We start from the raw sequence: 16,133 nt of genomic DNA on the forward strand, positions 1-16,133 counted from the left end.
TAAAAACAACTACTCCGTCAGCCGCCTGCGAACAGTCGCCATCAACCGCTCGAACGGCAATGTACTGGCCGCAAGCGCCGTGGTATCGGAAAAGTTCTCACGCGCAATATCGGTCAGTACCTGCCCCGGCGGCGCCTCGACCAGCACGTTCGCGCCCATTTCCTGCATCGCGGTGAGCGCATCGAACCAGCGCACGGTATAGCGCATATTGGTGGCGAGATCTTCCCGGATCGCATCGGCCGTATACAACGGACGTCCGCCGCGATTGCCGATATAGACGCCGCGAGGCTGTCGAAAAGGCAACTCACGCGAATACGCCAGCAATTCATCAGTAGCCTGCGCGAGCAGTTCGCAATGAGACGGCACGCTGACCGCAAGCCGCGTGGCTTTACGCGCACCCGTCGCCAACGCACGCGCAATGAACGCATCGAGCGCATCGTTCGCACCGGCTATCACGATCTGGCGCGGCGCATTCACGTTGCCGATATACACACGTTGCTGAACCTCATCCGCGTGCCGCGCGGCGAGCGTTTCCACCTCGTGCTCGCTCAAGCCCGATATCGCCGCGAGGCCATACCCCGACGGATACGCCGTTTCCATCAATTCGGCGCGCCGCCGCACCATCTTCAACGCGTCACAGAATTCGATCGCCCCGCAACTGACCGCCGCCGGATACGCGCCGACCGACAGACCGGCGCTCATCTGCGCCGTCAATCCCTCGACGGCGAGCGCGCGCATGAGCGCGACGCCGGCAATCGTCAGGCCGACTTGCACCGCGACCGTCGAATTCAGTGCTTCGGATGTATCGAGCGTGAGCACGTCGAGGCCGAGCGTGTCGGACGCTTCCGCAAGCGTGTCATGCACCGCGCGATGTTGCGGCAAACGATGCAGAAAGCCGTCGCTCTGCGCGCCCTGGCCGGGAAACAGGAGCGCGAGCATCATGCCGCGCCGCCGTGAGCCGTCGAGGCCCACGGATCGGCGATCCAATACGGGCCGCTCGCATGACGCGCGAGCACGCGCGCTTTGCCCGCGGCCCATTCGGCGAGCGCGATGCCGCCCGCCGGTGTTTCGAGCTGTGCATCGATACGGATGCCGACACGCGCCGCGACAGTTTGCAGTTGCTCGAACAGCACGCACGCAACGTCTCGCGCAAGCGGTTCAGGCGTGCGGATCAACAGATCGAGATCGCTTGCTTCGGTCACGGCCGGCATATTCGTCGCCAGTTCGAAACCGGTGCTGCCGGTCGGCCCCCAGACGAATCCGGCGAGCGGAGCGCGCGCATCACTCCGCAAGGCGGCGAGGGCGACGAACGAGGGCAGCACGCCGCGCCCGCCGCCGGGTTGTGCCTGCACCAGCGATTCCGGCGCCACCACGCTCACGATATCGCTCTCGTGCGCCCACGTGCCATAGCGCCGCGCACGTCCATCACCGCGCACGCCAATCGCTACAAAACCGTCCGCTGTCAACGCACGCCGAACGACCGCATAGGGAGCACGCGCAAATGCATCGCGGACCCATGCCAGTTCGTCATCGAACGAACGCAGGCATTGCAAACGCAACAGATCATGCGGCCGCCACCGCGCATCGCTCGTGGCCGCCGCAACAGCCGCAGCCGCCGCCGTGGACGACACGGCATACGACACATCGAACGGCGCCGCCGCACCAACACGCATCACACTGCCTCCCACTGTTGCGCGAGCCGTCGCCGCACCTCGATCGACGCCGCGCGATTCTGCCGCGCCGCCGCCGATTCCAGCCGATGCGCCAGCGTCCGGTCACCCTCGCGCGCGCCACGAATCTGTTCGACGAGTACCGCACGCACGCGCTCGATCTGCGCGGCATCCGGCGCATCCGCATCGACGCCCTCGATCAGTTGATCGAGCAGTCCAAGCTTCGCAAACGACGCCATCGAATACGACATCGGCACGATCGTCTCGCCGAGCGCGTCGAGTGCCTCGATGGTGCGGCGCGTGACGCGCGCCGCCGCTTCCTTGCCCATTGCGTGCACCATCATGCCGGGCGCGTCGAGCGCGACGATCCGGTTCGCCTGATAGCCGTGCGCAAGAAACGCGCCCGACATCGCCGGTCCGACGATCAGCGCGATCACCGGGTGGCCCGCGTCGCGCGCGCTCGCATACGCATCGACCGCCGCCGCGCACGCGAGATGAATACCGAGCATTTCCTCGCGATACCCATACGCCTGGCTTTTCACGTCGACGATCGCGACGATCGGGCGGCGCGAGTGGCCCCCGGCGCCTGCGTCGGCGCGTGCGTCCGCGTCGATCGCTTCGCGTACCGCGCGCGCGAGCCGCCAGCCCTGTTCGAGGCCGACCACGTTACTGGTCGCGCGCGGAAAGCGGTTGGTGGGATCGGGCACGACCGCGATGAAGCGCGCGGTTTCGCCGCCGAGCAGCGCGTCGCCGCTCCAGACGGGCGCCTCGCTGGCCGGCTCGCCTGCCAGCGCACGGAACCAGCGCGCGCCGCGCGTCAGTGTCGTGTCGTTCATGCCTGCTCTCCGTTCGATGCGTCGTGCTCACGCGGGTTGTAGACGTCGCGCATTGTCCGCGGCGTGACGTTCGCGGGGTCGATCCGAGCGAGCCGCCGCAGGAACGTGTCGACCTGTTCGCTGCGATGCGCGGCCGGCACGCCCTGCGCGAACGCGGCGCGGACGGCGGCGCGCACCGCGTTGGTGTCCTCCTCGACGAGTCGATCCGCGAGCGCGCTCGCGACACGCTGCTCGCCACCGATCAACTGCCACACACGGCGGCGATCGCCCGCGTCCAATTCCTCGATGCCGGCTTCCTGTTCGATCACTTCGGGTCCATTCATCCCGAGCCGCGCCTGTTTCGTCACGACCAGATACGAGCACAGTGCAGCCGCGAGCGACATGCCGCCGAAGCAGCCGACCATCCCCGCGATCACGCCGACCACCGGCACGTGCCGGCGCAATGCGACGATCGCCGCCTGAATCTCGGCGATCACCGCGAGCCCGAGGTTCGCTTCCTGCAGCCGCACGCCGCCGGTTTCGAACAGCACGACCGGGCGCACTGGTTTGCCGCGCTCGCAGTCGCGCAAGGCCATTTCGAGCGCCGCGGCGATCTTGCTGCCCGACACTTCGCCGATGCTGCCGCCCTGGAACGCGGATTCGATCGCGGCGACCACGGCCGGCTCGCCGTCGATCGTGCCGCGCGCGATCACGCAGCCGTCGTCGGCCTGGCAGACGATCCCCTGCAACGGCAGCCACGGCGACTCGATGTGGTCGAACGGACCCAGCAGTTCGCGGAAGCTGCCCGCATCGAGCAGCGCACGGGCACGCTCGCGCGCGGGCAGTTCGATGAAGCTGTCGTGCAGCAGCGGCGCGGCTTGAGCCGCGGTTTGAACATGAGCGGCAGTACTCATGCGGCGTCTCCTTCCTCGGCGGCTTCGACCGCTTCCGCGAGGCGCAGCGCGACCACGCCGGGCGTCGCGCCGAAGTCGTTGATTTCGATCTGGGCGGCGCCGTCGTAGCGCGTGAAGAAGCGGTCGAGCACGCTCTTCCAGATATGGCTGTAGCCGTCGACGCTCGTGCGGACGACGACGCGCGCGCTGAGTCCACTGCCGGCATTGCTGGCGGGCGAGAGCAACACTTCCAGATCGCCCGAGCCGACCACGCCGACGTGCGCGCGGGTCGTGACGGCGCGGCGCGCCGGATAGTCGAAGGTCAGATGTTCCATGAGGCTCAGCTCCGGCCGGCGTCGCGAGGCGCCAGCATGTCGAGAAAGAGGGTGGCGGCGAGCAGGTCGGCCGCGCCGCCGGGCGATGCATTCAGCGACAGCAGCTCGCGTTCGAGCGCGTCGAGCGCGACGCGGCCCGCCCGTACCGCGCTGCCGCCCGCGTCGAGCACGCGTTGCGCGCCGCGCTGGCCCGCGTGCAAGCCGGCGAGGCCCGCGCGATGCAGCAGGCAGGTGTCGTCGAGCGTGGTCATGATCGCGAGCAGCGCGTCGATGCGCGCGGCGCTTTCGTCGATGCCGCGCGCACGCGCCGCATGCAACGCGGGCAGGCCGACGCCGATCACGTGCGGAAAGCCGTCTTGCGCCTCGCGCCGCGCGCCGCCGACCTGATAGCGTCGGCGCGCGCGTTCGCCGTGACTGTTCGAAGGGGCGGCGAAGCGGTCCGGAAAACAGGCGATCCGCGCGGCCAGCGTGCAGACGCGCGCGGCGTCCGGCTGCGTGGCATCGCCGGAAAGCCGTGCATGCGTGGCGGCGCTGGCCGACATCTCCAGCGCCGCGCCGGCGACGAGCAGACCGATGATCCAGATCGCGCCGCGATGCGCGTTGCTGCCGCCGGTCGCGCGCAGCATGTCCTGTTCGCCGGCGCGGCCGATTTGCGCGAGCTCGGTGCGCAGCAGCGCGGACGGTTCGCCACGGCGGCGCGCCACGCGCGCGAGCGCCGCGAAAGTCGGTTCGAGCGCGTGCGCCGAGCGCCGCATCGTCGCGAGATCGAGGTCGCGATGCGCGCCGCTGCCGCGCCGGTCGACCAGCGCGGGTTTGGGCGTGAGCTCGGCTTCGTCGAGCAGCGCGACGACCGCGCAACGCGCGAGTTGCGCCTCATCGGCAAGCGGCGACGCGACGACCTCCCCACGTGCCTCGCCTGCGTCGCGTACGACGCACGCACTCGCCGGATCCAGACGTTCGAGCAGAGCAGCAGCGGGCGCCATCGTCACCAGCTCCTGAAGCGCGCAGGCGGCTCGTAGAGTCCGCCCGACCACGTCACCAGATCGTCGATGCTGCGCGCCGCGAGCAGCGAACGCTTCGCCTCGCCGCGCCGGATGCCGAGATCTTCCGGATACGCGACGATGCCGCGCCGGCGCAATTCCGCGGTCTTTTCGGGTTTCGCGCGCAGGCCGATCGGCGTCACGCCGGCCACCGCGGCGAGCGCCGCGCGCCGCTCGTCGATGCCTTCGGCCCTGTGCAGATGCGCGATGCCTTCCTCGGTGACGACGTGGCTGACGTCGTCGCCGTAGATCATCACCGGTGCGATCGGCATGCCGCTTTTCGCGCCGACCGCGACCGCGTCGAGTTCATCGACGAAGGTCGGCTCGCCGCCTTTCTTGTACGTTTCGGCCAGTTGCACGACGAGCTTTTGCCCGCGCGCCACTGAGCCGTCGCCTTTCAGCAGCTTCAGCCACGCCTCGCTCGAATGACGCCGGCCGCGCGGATCGTGGCCCATGTTCGGCGCGCCCCCGAAGCCGGCCAGCCGCCCGCGCGTCACCGTCGACGAATTCGCGTCCGCGTCGATCTGCAATGTCGAGCCGATGAACAGATCGACGCCGTATTGCCCGGCCAGCTGGCACAGCACGCGGTTCGAGCGCAGGCTGCCGTCGTTGCCGGTAAAGAACACATCGGGGCGCGCCTCGATATACGCCTCCATGCCGACCTCGCTGCCGAAGCAATGGATGCTGTCGACCCAGCCCGACTCGATCGCCGGGATCATCGTCGGGTGCGGGTTGAGCGTCCAGTTGCGGCAGATCTTGCCCTTGAGTCCAAGCGATTCGCCGTAGGTCGGCAGCAGCAGTTCGATCGCCGCGGTATCGAAGCCGATGCCGTGATTCAGCGAGCTCACGCCGTACGGCTCGTAGATGCCGCGAATCACCATCATCGCGGTCAGCACCTGCAAGTCGCCGATATGGCGCGGATCGCGCGTGAACAGCGGTTCGACCGCGAACGGCCGGTCCGCCTGCACGACCACGTCGACCCACGAGCCGGGAATGTCGACGCGCGGCAGTTCATCGACGATCTCGTTGACCTGCACGATCACGATGCCGTGGCGGAACGCGGCGGCCTCGGCGATCGTCGGCGTGTCCTCGGTATTCGGGCCGGTGTACAGGTTGCCGTGACGGTCGGCCTTTTCCGCGCACAGCAGCGCGACGTGCGGGCTCAGGTCGACGAACATGCGCGCGTACAGCTCGACATACGTGTAGATCGCGCCGATCTCGAGCTGGCCGTCCTCGAGCAGTTGCGCGACCCGCAGGCTCTGCGGCCCCGCGAACGAGAAATCGACCTTGTGCGCGATGCCGCGCTCGAACAGCGTCAGATGCTCGGGACGGCTGATGCTCGAAATCAGCAGATGGATGCCGTGAAGCTTTTGCGGATCGACTTTGGCGAGCGAGCGCGACAGGAAATCGGCCTGCTTCTGGTTGTCGCCTTCGAGCACGACGCGCTCGCCGGACTGGATCAGCGTTTCGAGCGCCTCGACGATGCGATGCGCGGGCAGCACGCCGTCTTCGAGCCAAGGGGCGATGGCCGCGAGACGGCGCAGCTTTTCGTCGCGGCGGGTCGTCCATGAACGGGCGGCGGGTAATGCTGATGCGGCGGACGACGTAGCGGGCGACATGGCGGCTTCGGCGGGGTGGTTCATCGGCTCGGTCAACTCCCGGTGGTGGCGCGCGGGCGTCGGCCGCGCGGCTTCGGTTGATTGGCAAGCGCGGCTTCGGCTTGCGCGCGTTCGGTCAGGAAACGGTGCAGCAGTTCGCCGGTGCCGAGCAGATGCGCGACGACGAGCGACTGTGCGTCGGGAATGTCGCGGCGCTGCACCGCGGCGAGCAATGCGGCGTGCTCATTGTCGGACTCGCCCTTGTACGACGGCAAGCCGAACTTGAGCCGCAGATAGCGTTCGCCGCGCCGGTGCAGCAGGCCGATCATGTCCTGCAACTGCGGGCGGCCGGCGGGCGCGTAGAGACTCATGTGGAACGCGGCGTTGCGCGCGACGTACAGCGACGGGTCCGCTTCGCGCTCGGCGGCGCGGCACAGGTTGGCTGCTTCGCGCAGCGTCGCGGCGGTGTGGCGGGGAATGGCGAGGCTGAGCGCGAGGCTTTCGAGCGCCGAGCGGATCTCGTAGATTTCGCGCGCTTCGTCGGCGGAGAGCGGCGCGACCGTCGCGCCTTTATTGACCGCCACGCGGGCCCAGCCTTCGCTTTCGAGCTGGCGCAGCGCTTCGCGCACGGGAATGGCGCTCACGGAAAAATGCCGCGCGATCGCGTCCTGACGCAACGGCGCGCCCGGCGCGAGCGTGCCGTCGACGATCGCCGTGCGCAGCGCCTGGGCGATCACGTGCGAGGTGCTTTCGCGCCGCGCCGCGGCCGGAAGAATCGGCCCGCGCGCGGTGGACTCCAGGGGAAAACCTTCAGTTGCGTCGCTCATGATTTCAAATATTGTATATAAAAAGACGCGTTTTGCAGCGCGGGCAAACCCGGAAAAAGTCAGCCGGAAAAATTCGTCGGAAGAAGTTGCGCCCAGATTCCCGCCAGGCTCGCGCGCGGTCCTCTTCACGAGGAGTATGAGGACCTCGCCGGGCTATCAACAAGCGCGCACCCCGTTGTTTTTCGTTACGTTCGCCATCGTAGGCTGGAGGAGCATGATGAATACACTGACCGACCGCGGCGCGGCCGCGCGGCGGCGCACACCGCTCAATCGTTCGCAGATCGCAGGGTTCTGGGGAGCGTGGGCCGGCTGGACGCTCGACGGCATGGACTCGTTCATTTACGCGCTGGTGCTCACGCCGGCGCTCACCGAATTGCTGCCGCGCTCCGGCTTCGCGGCGACGCCGTCGAACGTCGGTCTTGCCGGCTCGATCCTGTTCGCGCTGTTTCTCGTCGGCTGGGGGTTGTCGTTCATCTGGGGGCCGCTCGCCGATCGCTTCGGCCGCACCAAGGTGCTCGCCGCCACGATCTTCACGTTCGCGATTTTCACGGGACTCGCGGCCACCTCGACCAATGTGTGGCAGCTCGGTATCTATCGTTTCATTGCCGGCGTCGGGATCGGCGGCGAATGGGCGCTCGCGGGCACCTACGTGGCCGAGGCGTGGCCGGAGGATCGTCGCAAGATGGGCGCCGGTTATCTGCAGACCGGCTACTACGCGGGCTTCTTTCTCGCCGCCGCGCTCAATTACACGATCGGCGTGCATTTCGGCTGGCGTGCGATGTTCCTGACCGGCGCGGTGCCGGTCGTGGTCGCGATTCTGATCCTGCTGCGCGTGAAGGAGCCGGAGAAGTGGCAGAAGGCCGAGGCGAATACCGCGCGCGTGAAGCCGCTGCGCGAAATCCTCGGGCCGGCTTACCGGCGCCGCACGTGGGTCGCGTGCATTCTGTTGACGATTGCGATCATCGGTCTGTGGGCGGGCGCGGTGTATGAACCGTCCGCGGTGATTCAGCTCGCGGCGCGCGCCGGCATGTCGAAGGCCGATTCGATCCGCACCGCGTCGCTCGCCACGGGGCTGCTGTCGATCGGCACGATCCTCGGCTGTCTCGCGCTGCCGCCGCTTGCCGAGCGCATCGGCCGCAAGCGGACGCTCGCGGTGTATTTCGCGGGCATGGCGGTGTCGATCGCGGCGAGTTTCGGCTGGGCGTTCTATCTGCCGAACGGGCTCGCGCCGTTCATCGCGTGGCTGTTCGTGCTCGGCTTCTTCGGCGGCAATTTCGCGCTGTTCAGCCTGTGGCTGCCGGAGCAGTTCGAAACCCGCGTACGGGCGACCGCGTTCGCGTTCTGCACGTCGTTCGGGCGGTTTATCGGCGCCGGCGTCAACTTCCTGCTGGGTGCCGCGGTGCTGCATATGCAGACGCTCGGGGTGCCGGTCGCGTTGACGGCGATTGCGTTCGTGATCGGCCTGTTCGTGATTCCGTTCGCGCCTGAGACGAAGGGCGAGACGCTGCCGCAGTGAGGTTCGCGCGGTGAGGTCAGGTCCGCGCGGATTCAAGGCGGGCGGTGCAGCTTACTTCGCGTGGCTACCCGCCCCAGGGCCTGTTCACGCTAATAACGGACTTGCGAACATGCCTTTGCGCTCGCAGTGCAAGGAGGGAGGAGCGCCGTTTGGCTCCGCCAAACAAGCGACGAGCGACGCAGCACTGTGGGCGCAAAGGCATGTTCCCCTGACTAAAAAAATGGATCGCGGGCTGGCCGCCAGAAGGGCCGATCGCGGCGTCATGCTCCTCGCGAATACGTCGGGTATTCGCTTCGTCGCATCCTTGCGCTCGGCCCTTCTGGCGGCCAGCGCAAGCCCGTTATTAGCGTGAACAGGCCCTGGGATGCAGCAGCGACAGCAGCGGCCAGCCGAGGTTGACGCCGAGGCTCGCCGCGACGATCAGCACCATGCCGGCGAGTTGCGGCAGCGACAGCGCGCGGCCGTACACCACCGCATCCACCACGATCGCGGTCAGCGGATAAACGAACAGCAGCACCGCGATTACCGGCGTGGTCAGCTTCGGCAGCGCGCCGTAAATCAGCACATACGACAATCCCGTGTGCAGCACGCCCATGCCGATCAGCCAGAACCACTGCAGCAGGCCGATATGCGTAAGCGTCAGCGGGGCGACGAGCGGCGCGATGAGCGGCAGGCACACCACGCCGACCGCGCACTGCGCGAGCGTCAGCAGATGCGGGCGCAGCTCGCCGAGACTCTTCGCGATCAGGGTCACGGCTGCGTAAAGCAGCGAGCCGAACAGCGCTTCGCCGAGGCCGATCAGATAGCGCGTATGGCCCTGAAGATGATCGGTCGCGACCACGCCCGATGCGAGCACGAGCCCGACGAACGCGGTCGCGATCCAGCCGAGCCGGTCCGTGCCCAGCCGCTCGTTGAAGAGCGCCGCGCCGATCAGCACGACCCAGAACGGCTGCACATGAAACACCACGGTCGCGACCGCGATGCTGGTGCGGTGAATCGCGTCGAAAAAGCCGACCCACTGCGTGACCATCAATACCCCGGAGATCAGCGCGAGCACGACCGTGCGACGCGTGAACTGCGCGCGCGTGAAAAAGCCCTTCCACGCGCAATACGCGGCGAGCGACAGAAAGCCGAACAGGCAGCGAAAGAACACCAGCGTCAGCGCATCGAGCCGCGCTTCCTCGACGAAAACGCCGAGCGTGCCCATCAGCAGCCCGCCGCTTGCCAGCATGATCGCGCCGTGTTGACGCGAGGTGAGAGACATGCGCAACAACTCCAGTGAAGTGATGGCCCCGAGTATTGCGCGGCTTGCGGCCCAGTCACAAACGAATTAAATTGAGCAATTCCATAAGCTGGATTGATAAATCGTGAACCCTGAATTCGACATCGACCTGTTGCGCAGCTTCGTCGCGGTCGTGGACGCGGGCAGCTTCACGAAGGCGGCCGCGAACGTGCATCGCTCGCAGGCGGCGGTCAGCATGCAGATCAAGCGGCTCGAAGCGATGCTCGGCACGACGCTGTTCGCGCGCAACACGCGCAGCCTGTCGCTGACGCGGCCCGGCAATACGCTGCTCGAATACGCGCGGCGCTCGCTCGCGCTGCAGGAGGAGGCGTGGTCCGCGATCGTGCGGCCGGAGGTGACAGGGCGTGTGGTGCTCGGCGCGCCGGACGATTACGTGTCGTCGCTGCTGTCGCCGGTGTTGCGGCGCTTCGCGACGCTGTATCCGCACGTCGAGATCGAGATCGTTTGCGCGCAAAGCACGGCGCTCGCGCCGATGCTCGCCGACAACAAGATCGACCTCGCGTTCGTCACGCGCGACCGCAAGCTGCGCGGCGAATTCGTGCGCAGCGAGCCGATGGTGTGGGTAGGGGCGTCGGTGGATACGCCGGTGCTCGCGGTGTCGCCGTTGCCGGTGGGACTGTACGAGCCGGGCTGCCTCGCGCGGCAGCATACGCTGGCCGCGCTCGACGCCGCGCGCATCCGCTATCGCGCGGCGTTCAGCAGCGCGAGCCTGATGGGGCTCGTCGCGACCGTCGATGCGGGTTTGTCGGTGATCGCGCTCACGCGTTGCAGCGTGCCGCCGCGGCTCGCGATTCTCGGCGACGCGCAGGGGCTGCCGAAGATCGCGCCGCTCGATATCGTGGTCGCGCGCAGCGCGAAGTCGGACAGGCCGACCTGCGATTATCTGGCGCAGCAGATGGTGCAGGATCTGTCGCTGCGTACGCCGGGGCGGGGCGTGGGGGCGGCGGCAGGATGAAGCACGACGGTCAGCCGCGCAAATAAGCGGTCACGTCCCCGTCCACCGCAATTCTCACCCGGTCGCCCGCGCGCGGACACAGATACCCCGGCACGCGCGCGCGCACCATCGTGTGCGTGGCGGACTGCAATTGCAGCGCGACACTCGCATCTTGCCCCTGGAAGATCACGTCGGTGACGAGCGCATCGTGCGCGGCGCCGCTCCGCGCGCTCTCGCCGGCGCGCAGCAAACGGATCTGCTCGGGACGCAGCATCACGTCGACCGCACCGTTGCCGGGCGGCGCGACCAACGTCAACTCGCCCAGCTCGCAACTCACGCGATCCTGGCGCGCGTCGCCCGGCAGCAACACCGCCTCGCCGACGAACGACGCGAGCTCGCGCGTCACCGGCCTGCGGTACAGCGTTTCAGGCGTCGCGGTTTGAATCAGCCGGCCGTTCCACAGCACCGCGACTTCGTGTCCGAGCGACAACGCCTCAGCCTGATCGTGCGTGACCAGCACCGCGGTCGCGCCGGCCGCGGCGAGCGCGCTCGCCACCGCATGACGGGTTTCGACGCGCAACGCGGCGTCGAGCGACGAGAACGGTTCGTCGAGCATCACCAGAGTCGGCGCGGGAGCCAGCGCACGCGCGAGCGCGACGCGCTGCTGCTGACCGCCGGACAGTTGCTGCGGCGCTCGCTCGCCGAAATGCGCGGGCAGGCCGACCAGCTCCAGCAGTTCGGCGACGCGATGGCGCGCGCGGCGCTGCGTGCGCGGCAGGCCGAACACGATGTTGTCCGCGACCGACAGATGCGGAAACAGCGCGCCTTCCTGCGGCACGTAGCCGATGCGGCGCTGTTCCGACGGCACGTGCAGGTCGTCGCCGGCCACCCGCCGGCCGTCGATCTCGACGCTGCCGCCGTCCGCGCGTTCGAAGCCGCACAACAGCCGCAGCAGCGTGGTCTTGCCGCTGCCCGACGGACCGAGCAGCGCGAGCAGGGTGCCGCGCTCGACCGACAGATCGATGCCGTGCAGCACCGGGTGGCCGTCGAACGCTTTCCGCAGTCCGCGGATACGAAGTTCGCTCATGAAAATCCGCAATTAAATCGATTCAACGGTGTTCGCCGAGCAGCGCCGAGCGGCCGAACAGCATGAACAGCAGCCCCGACGCGGCCAGCGAAATGCCGGTGAGCAGCGCTGCATACGGCGCGGCCGCGGCGAACGCCATCGTCGACGTGTCGGCCCACACCTGGGTCGCGAGTGTTCGCGTGTCGAGCGGCGACAACAGCAGCGTCGCGTTCAGCTCGGTGACGACCGAGATGAACACCATCGCCGCGGCCGCGCCGAGTCCGGGGCCCGCGAGTGGCAGCACCACGCGCACGAGCGTTTGCGTCCAGTTCAGTCCGAGTGCGCGGGCGGTTTCCTCGAGGCGCGGCTGCGCCTGCATGAACGCGGCGCGCACGCTGACGAGCGCGACCGGCATGAACAGGATCGCGTACGCGATCACGAGCAGCGTCGCGCTCTGATAAAGCGGCTGCAGCGCATGCACCGCGAGCGAGACGATCGCCAGTGCGATGACGAGCCCCGGCACGCCCTGCGCGAGAAACACGCTGCGTTCGAACAGCGTCGCGAACCGCGTCGGATAACGCACCAGCAGAAACGCGAGCGGCACGACGAGCAGCGTGGTCAGCAGCGCGGCGGCGAGGCCGAAGCCGAGCGACGACAAGGTCGCGTTCAGCAGCAGTTCGGGCGACACGTCGGCGGGTGTTACCGCGGCCGCGCCCGGCTGCGTGAGCCAGAAGCCGATCATGCCGAGCGGCACGCCGAGCGTCGCGAGTGTGAGCAGCGCGAAGCCCGCGACGACGACCCAGCGCCACGCGCCGAGTTCGTAGCGCAGCACCGCGCGGCGCGCGCCGCGATCGACGCGCTCATAGCGCGCGGTGCCGCGCACGCGAAACTCGAACGCGAGCACGACGAGACAGATCGCGATCAGCAGGCAGGCCAGCAGCGATGCGCCGCCGCCGTCGAAACTGGTGCGGAATTCCGCGTAGATCTGCGTCGTGAAGGTGCGATAGCGCAGCAGCGTGAACGCGCCGAACTCGGACAGCACGCCGAGCGCGACGAGCAGCATGCCGCCGAGCAGCGCCGGGCGCAGTTGCGGCAGCACGACGCGCGTGAAACTGCTCCAGCGGTTGCAGCCGAGCGCGCGCGCGCTTTCCTCGAGCGCCGGGTCCATGCCGCGCAGCGCGGCGGCGACCGGCAGATAGACGAGCGGGAAATACGCGCAGGTGAGCACGAGCAGCGCGCCGTTGAAATCCTGCAGATCTTCGCTGAGCGACACCCATGCATAGCTCGAAATGAACGCCGGCATCGCGAGCGGCGCGGCGCACAGCACGGCCCACGCGCGGCGTCCGGGCAGATGCGTGCGCTCGACGAACCACGCGGCGGCCGTGCCGATCGCCGCGCATACGAGCGTGGTCGCGATGGTGATCAGCACCGTGTTGACGAGCAGTTCGCCGACGAGCGGGCGCCAGATCAGATCGAGCGCGTCGCCGATGCCGAAGCTCGCCGCGCGCCAGAACGTAAACGCAATCGGCAGCAGCACCAGCAAAGCGCTGAGTGCCGCCGCCGCGAACAGACCGCGCGGCGCGCGCGTACGCACGCGCGCCGGGACGGTAGGGACAGCCGGCGGACCGGCTGACAGTGCTTCGCTCATTTACAGCAGACCAGCCTGGCGCAGCAGCTTGCCGGCCTGGCTATCGTCGCCGAGCTGCTGGATCGTCAGCGCGGGCGGATTCAGTTCGGCGAACGGCTTGAGCGCCGGGTCCGGCGCGACACCCGCGTGCAGCGGATACTCGAACATCACGTGGCTATTCGCCATCAACTGCTGCGCGCGTTCGCTGACCAGGTACGCGAGAAACTTCTGCGCGCCGTCGGGGTTGTGCGCCGACTTCAGCACGGCCGCGCCGGACACGTTGACGAGCGCGCCCGCGTCGCCGTGGCCGAAGTGATAGATCGCGCTGCGGGTTTTCGCGTCGCCGATTTCCGCATGCAGGCGCGACCAGTAGTAGTTGTTGATCAGACCGGTCACGACCGCGCCGCGGTTCACCGCGGCCACCACGCCTTCGTCGTCGTCGAAGATCTGCGAGTTGGTCTTCAGGCCTTTCAGCCATGCGAGCGTCTGCTCTTCGCCCTTCAGCGCGAGCACCGCGCTCACGAGCGGCAGGAAGTCGCCGTCGCTCGGCGCGATGCCGACCTTGCCTTTCCATTCCGGCTTCGCGAGATCGAACAGCGATTGCGGCAGTTGCGACGGCTGCAGCTTCGCCGTGTTGTACGCGAGCACGTTTTCACGCGCGGTCACCGCGACCCATACGCCGGTGGGCGAGCTGAAGCGCGCCGGCACCGCGGCGAGCGTCGCCGCGTCGACCTTGGCGAGCAGCCCTTTCTCTTCCAGCAGCATCAGCTCCGGCGAGTTCTCCGTGAAGTACACGTCGGCGGGCGACGCCGCGCCTTCCGCGACGATCTGCGCGGCGAGCGCCGGGCCTTCGCCGCTGCGGATTTTCACCGAAATGCCCGATTCCTTCTCGAAGTCTTTCGCGAGCAGATTGACGACCTGCTCGTGCTGCGCGTTGTACAGCGTGATCGAGGCCGCATGGGCCGCCGACGGCATCGTCGCGATAGCGGTGAGGGTGAGCGCGGCTACGCCGCCGAGCGCGCGCAGGCGGGTGGCAAACCAGGAATGAGCCATGTTCAGGACGTCCGTTGTGTTGGTATGGATTGATGGATGGTGCGCGTGATTCACGGCACTCCGTGAATCACGCGGCTTGCATGACGAATCGGATGGCGACTGCGTGCGTCAGGTCTCGAACAGCCCCGCGCCGATGTACGAACCCGGCTTCGCGCCCGGCGGCACCGCGAAAATCGCGCTGCCGACGTGCGTCGTGAACTGGTTCATCATGTCGAACTTCGCGAGGCGGTTGTTGATCGGGATGAAGCCGGTGCGCGGGTCGCTTTGATGCGCGATGAAAATCAGCCCCGCGTCGTACTCGGTTTCCTGGCGCCACGGCGGCCAGCGCTCGATATAGAAGTTGGTGCCTTCGTTATACGAATACGAGCGGCGCAGAATCTGCGCGCCGTTGTTGCTGTCCCGATTCGACAGACGCACGTGCGAGTTCTCCGGAATCATCGGATTGCCGTCCTTGTCTTCCGCTTTCAGGTCCACCGGGTCGAACTCGTTCTTGCCGCCGATCGGCGCGCCGCTGTACTTGTGGCGGCCGAACACCTGCTCCTGGAAGCCGAGCTCCATGTTGTCCCAGTGTTCGAGCGTGATGCGGATGCGGCGCACGACCGTATAGGTGCCGCCTTCCATCCACGGCGCGTCGTCGGTCGCGCGGGCCCACACGAACTGGTTCATCAGATCCGGCTTCGCGATCGACGGATTGTTGGTGCCGTCCTTGAAGCCCATCAGATTGCGCGGCGTCTGGCCGCGCGGACCCGACAGGAAGCCGGCCTGGCCCCAGCGCATCGTCGCGACGCCATACGCGCGGCGCGTCAGTTGCCGCACCGCATGAAACGCGACCTGCGCATCGTTCGCGCACGCCTGGATGAAGAGGTCGCCGCCGGTCTTCTCCTTGATCAGTTGATCGCCGTTGAAGCGCGGCAGATCGACGAGCGCGGCGGGGCGGCGCGAGGCGAGCCCGTAGCGGTCCTTGCCGTCCTGCGTGAAGAGGCCGGGGCCGAAGCCGAACGTGATCGTCAGACCGCACGGGCCGATGCCGAGCACGTCGCCGGAGTCGGGCGCCGCCTGGTTGTCGCCGGCGTTGCCCGCCGGCAGCGCGGCGGCCGTGCCGCCTTGGGTGAGATGCGCGGCCGCTTCGGTCCAGGTGCGCAGCAGCGCGATCACGTCGTCGCGCTTGTCGGTGGTCAGATCGAGCGCGGCGACGTAGGCGTGGCTCTGCTGCGGCGTGACGATGCCGCCTTGATGCGCGCCGTAGAACGGCTCGACCGCGAGCTGCGGGTCGCTGCTCTGCGCGCTATGCGCCGGTGCTTTCGCGAGCGCCGTCTGCGGCGTCGTGAGGCCGGCGCCGAGTGTGGTACCCAGGCTCGCGCCGGCCGCCACCGCGGCGCCGCCGGCCTTCAGAAAGCCGCGCCGTGACGGCCGTGGGGGTTGATCGTTTGTCATGATCACTTCACCTTCATGAAGC

15 protein-coding genes are annotated in these 16,133 nt (G+C 67.9%); 2 read left to right on the plus strand and 13 right to left on the minus strand.

Features of this window, described 5'->3' with window-relative positions; genetic code table 11:
* Nucleotides 1-9: 9 nt before the first annotated feature.
* From mdcH to QM685_RS20630, 8 genes are read right to left on the minus strand one after another with little or no spacing between them, the layout of a single operon-like run.
* Complete coding sequence (mdcH, locus tag QM685_RS20595) at nt 10-939, minus strand: malonate decarboxylase subunit epsilon (protein ID WP_415119032.1); 930 nt, start codon at nt 937-939, stop codon at nt 10-12.
* The gene (locus QM685_RS20600) at nt 939-1,673 is read right to left on the minus strand and encodes a malonate decarboxylase holo-ACP synthase (protein ID WP_415118737.1); all 735 of its coding nucleotides are present in this window, start codon (nt 1,671-1,673) and stop codon (nt 939-941) included. Before QM685_RS20600 ends, mdcH begins: the two co-directional genes overlap by 1 nt.
* Nucleotides 1,673-2,506 carry a biotin-independent malonate decarboxylase subunit gamma gene (gene mdcE / locus QM685_RS20605; RefSeq protein ID WP_415118739.1) on the minus strand — a complete coding sequence of 278 codons (834 nt, stop codon included), beginning with the start codon at nt 2,504-2,506 and terminating at the stop codon, nt 1,673-1,675. Before mdcE ends, QM685_RS20600 begins: the two co-directional genes overlap by 1 nt.
* Nucleotides 2,503-3,399, minus strand: coding sequence for a biotin-independent malonate decarboxylase subunit beta (locus QM685_RS20610; RefSeq protein WP_415118741.1), 897 nt, complete (start codon nt 3,397-3,399; stop codon nt 2,503-2,505). Before QM685_RS20610 ends, mdcE begins: the two co-directional genes overlap by 4 nt.
* On the minus strand, nt 3,396-3,713 hold the full coding sequence (locus tag QM685_RS20615) for a malonate decarboxylase subunit delta (protein ID WP_415118743.1): 318 nt from the start codon (nt 3,711-3,713) through the stop codon (nt 3,396-3,398). Before QM685_RS20615 ends, QM685_RS20610 begins: the two co-directional genes overlap by 4 nt.
* 5 nt (nt 3,714-3,718) lie before the next feature.
* The gene (locus tag QM685_RS20620) at nt 3,719-4,696 is read right to left on the minus strand and encodes a triphosphoribosyl-dephospho-CoA synthase (RefSeq protein WP_415118745.1); all 978 of its coding nucleotides are present in this window, start codon (nt 4,694-4,696) and stop codon (nt 3,719-3,721) included.
* 2 nt (nt 4,697-4,698) lie between these two features.
* On the minus strand, nt 4,699-6,396 hold the full coding sequence (gene mdcA, locus QM685_RS20625) for a malonate decarboxylase subunit alpha (RefSeq protein WP_415118747.1): 1,698 nt from the start codon (nt 6,394-6,396) through the stop codon (nt 4,699-4,701).
* Nucleotides 6,397-6,404: 8 nt separating this feature from the next.
* Nucleotides 6,405-7,178, minus strand: coding sequence for a GntR family transcriptional regulator (locus QM685_RS20630; RefSeq protein WP_415118749.1), 774 nt, complete (start codon nt 7,176-7,178; stop codon nt 6,405-6,407).
* Nucleotides 7,179-7,395: 217 nt separating this feature from the next.
* Here QM685_RS20630 and QM685_RS20635 point away from each other — a divergent pair, with 217 nt between their 5' ends.
* On the plus strand, nt 7,396-8,694 hold the full coding sequence (locus QM685_RS20635; protein ID WP_415119034.1) for an MFS transporter: 1,299 nt from the start codon (nt 7,396-7,398) through the stop codon (nt 8,692-8,694).
* 343 nt (nt 8,695-9,037) lie between these two features.
* On the opposite strand, the gene QM685_RS20640 is transcribed toward QM685_RS20635, so the two are convergent.
* On the minus strand, nt 9,038-9,958 hold the full coding sequence (locus QM685_RS20640; RefSeq protein WP_415118751.1) for a DMT family transporter: 921 nt from the start codon (nt 9,956-9,958) through the stop codon (nt 9,038-9,040).
* A gap of 103 nt (nt 9,959-10,061) precedes the next feature.
* Here QM685_RS20640 and QM685_RS20645 point away from each other — a divergent pair, with 103 nt between their 5' ends.
* On the plus strand, nt 10,062-10,952 hold the full coding sequence (locus QM685_RS20645) for a LysR family transcriptional regulator (protein WP_415118753.1): 891 nt from the start codon (nt 10,062-10,064) through the stop codon (nt 10,950-10,952).
* 10 nt (nt 10,953-10,962) lie between these two features.
* Here QM685_RS20645 and QM685_RS20650 read toward each other — a convergent pair whose 3' ends face one another.
* The 4 genes from QM685_RS20650 to efeB form a co-directional block, all read right to left on the minus strand.
* Nucleotides 10,963-12,018, minus strand: a complete 1,056-nt coding sequence (locus tag QM685_RS20650) for an ABC transporter ATP-binding protein (protein WP_415118755.1) — start codon at nt 12,016-12,018, stop codon at nt 10,963-10,965.
* Between the two features lie 22 nt (nt 12,019-12,040).
* Nucleotides 12,041-13,645 (minus strand): ABC transporter permease, encoded by a 1,605-nt coding sequence (locus tag QM685_RS20655; RefSeq protein WP_415118757.1) that lies wholly within the window; start codon nt 13,643-13,645, stop codon nt 12,041-12,043.
* Complete coding sequence (locus QM685_RS20660; RefSeq protein WP_415118759.1) at nt 13,646-14,677, minus strand: iron ABC transporter substrate-binding protein; 1,032 nt, start codon at nt 14,675-14,677, stop codon at nt 13,646-13,648.
* A 108-nt stretch (nt 14,678-14,785) separates the two neighbouring features.
* Nucleotides 14,786-16,111 carry an iron uptake transporter deferrochelatase/peroxidase subunit gene (efeB, locus tag QM685_RS20665; RefSeq protein WP_415118761.1) on the minus strand — a complete coding sequence of 442 codons (1,326 nt, stop codon included), beginning with the start codon at nt 16,109-16,111 and terminating at the stop codon, nt 14,786-14,788.
* Between the last annotated feature and the right edge of the window lie 22 nt (nt 16,112-16,133).

It is taken from the genome of Paraburkholderia sp. (assembly GCF_047605525.1).
Lineage (GTDB): Bacteria > Pseudomonadota > Gammaproteobacteria > Burkholderiales > Burkholderiaceae > Paraburkholderia.

What these genes read in the sequence shown, in the direction of transcription:
- QM685_RS20650 (WP_415118755.1), bottom strand. Translation starts at nt 12,018, where the DNA reads ATGAGCGAACTTCGTATCCGCGGACTGCGGAAAGCGTTCGACGGCCAC.
- QM685_RS20640 (WP_415118751.1), bottom strand. Translation starts at nt 9,958, where the DNA reads ATGTCTCTCACCTCGCGTCAACACGGCGCGATCATGCTGGCAAGCGGC.
- QM685_RS20600 (WP_415118737.1), bottom strand. Translation starts at nt 1,673, where the DNA reads ATGCGTGTTGGTGCGGCGGCGCCGTTCGATGTGTCGTATGCCGTGTCG.
- QM685_RS20615 (WP_415118743.1), bottom strand. Translation starts at nt 3,713, where the DNA reads ATGGAACATCTGACCTTCGACTATCCGGCGCGCCGCGCCGTCACGACC.
- QM685_RS20630 (WP_415118749.1), bottom strand. Translation starts at nt 7,178, where the DNA reads ATGAGCGACGCAACTGAAGGTTTTCCCCTGGAGTCCACCGCGCGCGGG.
- QM685_RS20610 (WP_415118741.1), bottom strand. Translation starts at nt 3,399, where the DNA reads ATGAGTACTGCCGCTCATGTTCAAACCGCGGCTCAAGCCGCGCCGCTG.
- efeB (WP_415118761.1), bottom strand. Translation starts at nt 16,111, where the DNA reads ATGACAAACGATCAACCCCCACGGCCGTCACGGCGCGGCTTTCTGAAG.
- QM685_RS20635 (WP_415119034.1), top strand. Translation starts at nt 7,396, where the DNA reads ATGAATACACTGACCGACCGCGGCGCGGCCGCGCGGCGGCGCACACCG.
- mdcA (WP_415118747.1), bottom strand. Translation starts at nt 6,396, where the DNA reads ATGAACCACCCCGCCGAAGCCGCCATGTCGCCCGCTACGTCGTCCGCC.
- QM685_RS20620 (WP_415118745.1), bottom strand. Translation starts at nt 4,696, where the DNA reads ATGGCGCCCGCTGCTGCTCTGCTCGAACGTCTGGATCCGGCGAGTGCG.
- mdcE (WP_415118739.1), bottom strand. Translation starts at nt 2,506, where the DNA reads ATGAACGACACGACACTGACGCGCGGCGCGCGCTGGTTCCGTGCGCTG.
- QM685_RS20660 (WP_415118759.1), bottom strand. Translation starts at nt 14,677, where the DNA reads ATGGCTCATTCCTGGTTTGCCACCCGCCTGCGCGCGCTCGGCGGCGTA.
- mdcH (WP_415119032.1), bottom strand. Translation starts at nt 939, where the DNA reads ATGCTCGCGCTCCTGTTTCCCGGCCAGGGCGCGCAGAGCGACGGCTTT.
- QM685_RS20655 (WP_415118757.1), bottom strand. Translation starts at nt 13,645, where the DNA reads ATGAGCGAAGCACTGTCAGCCGGTCCGCCGGCTGTCCCTACCGTCCCG.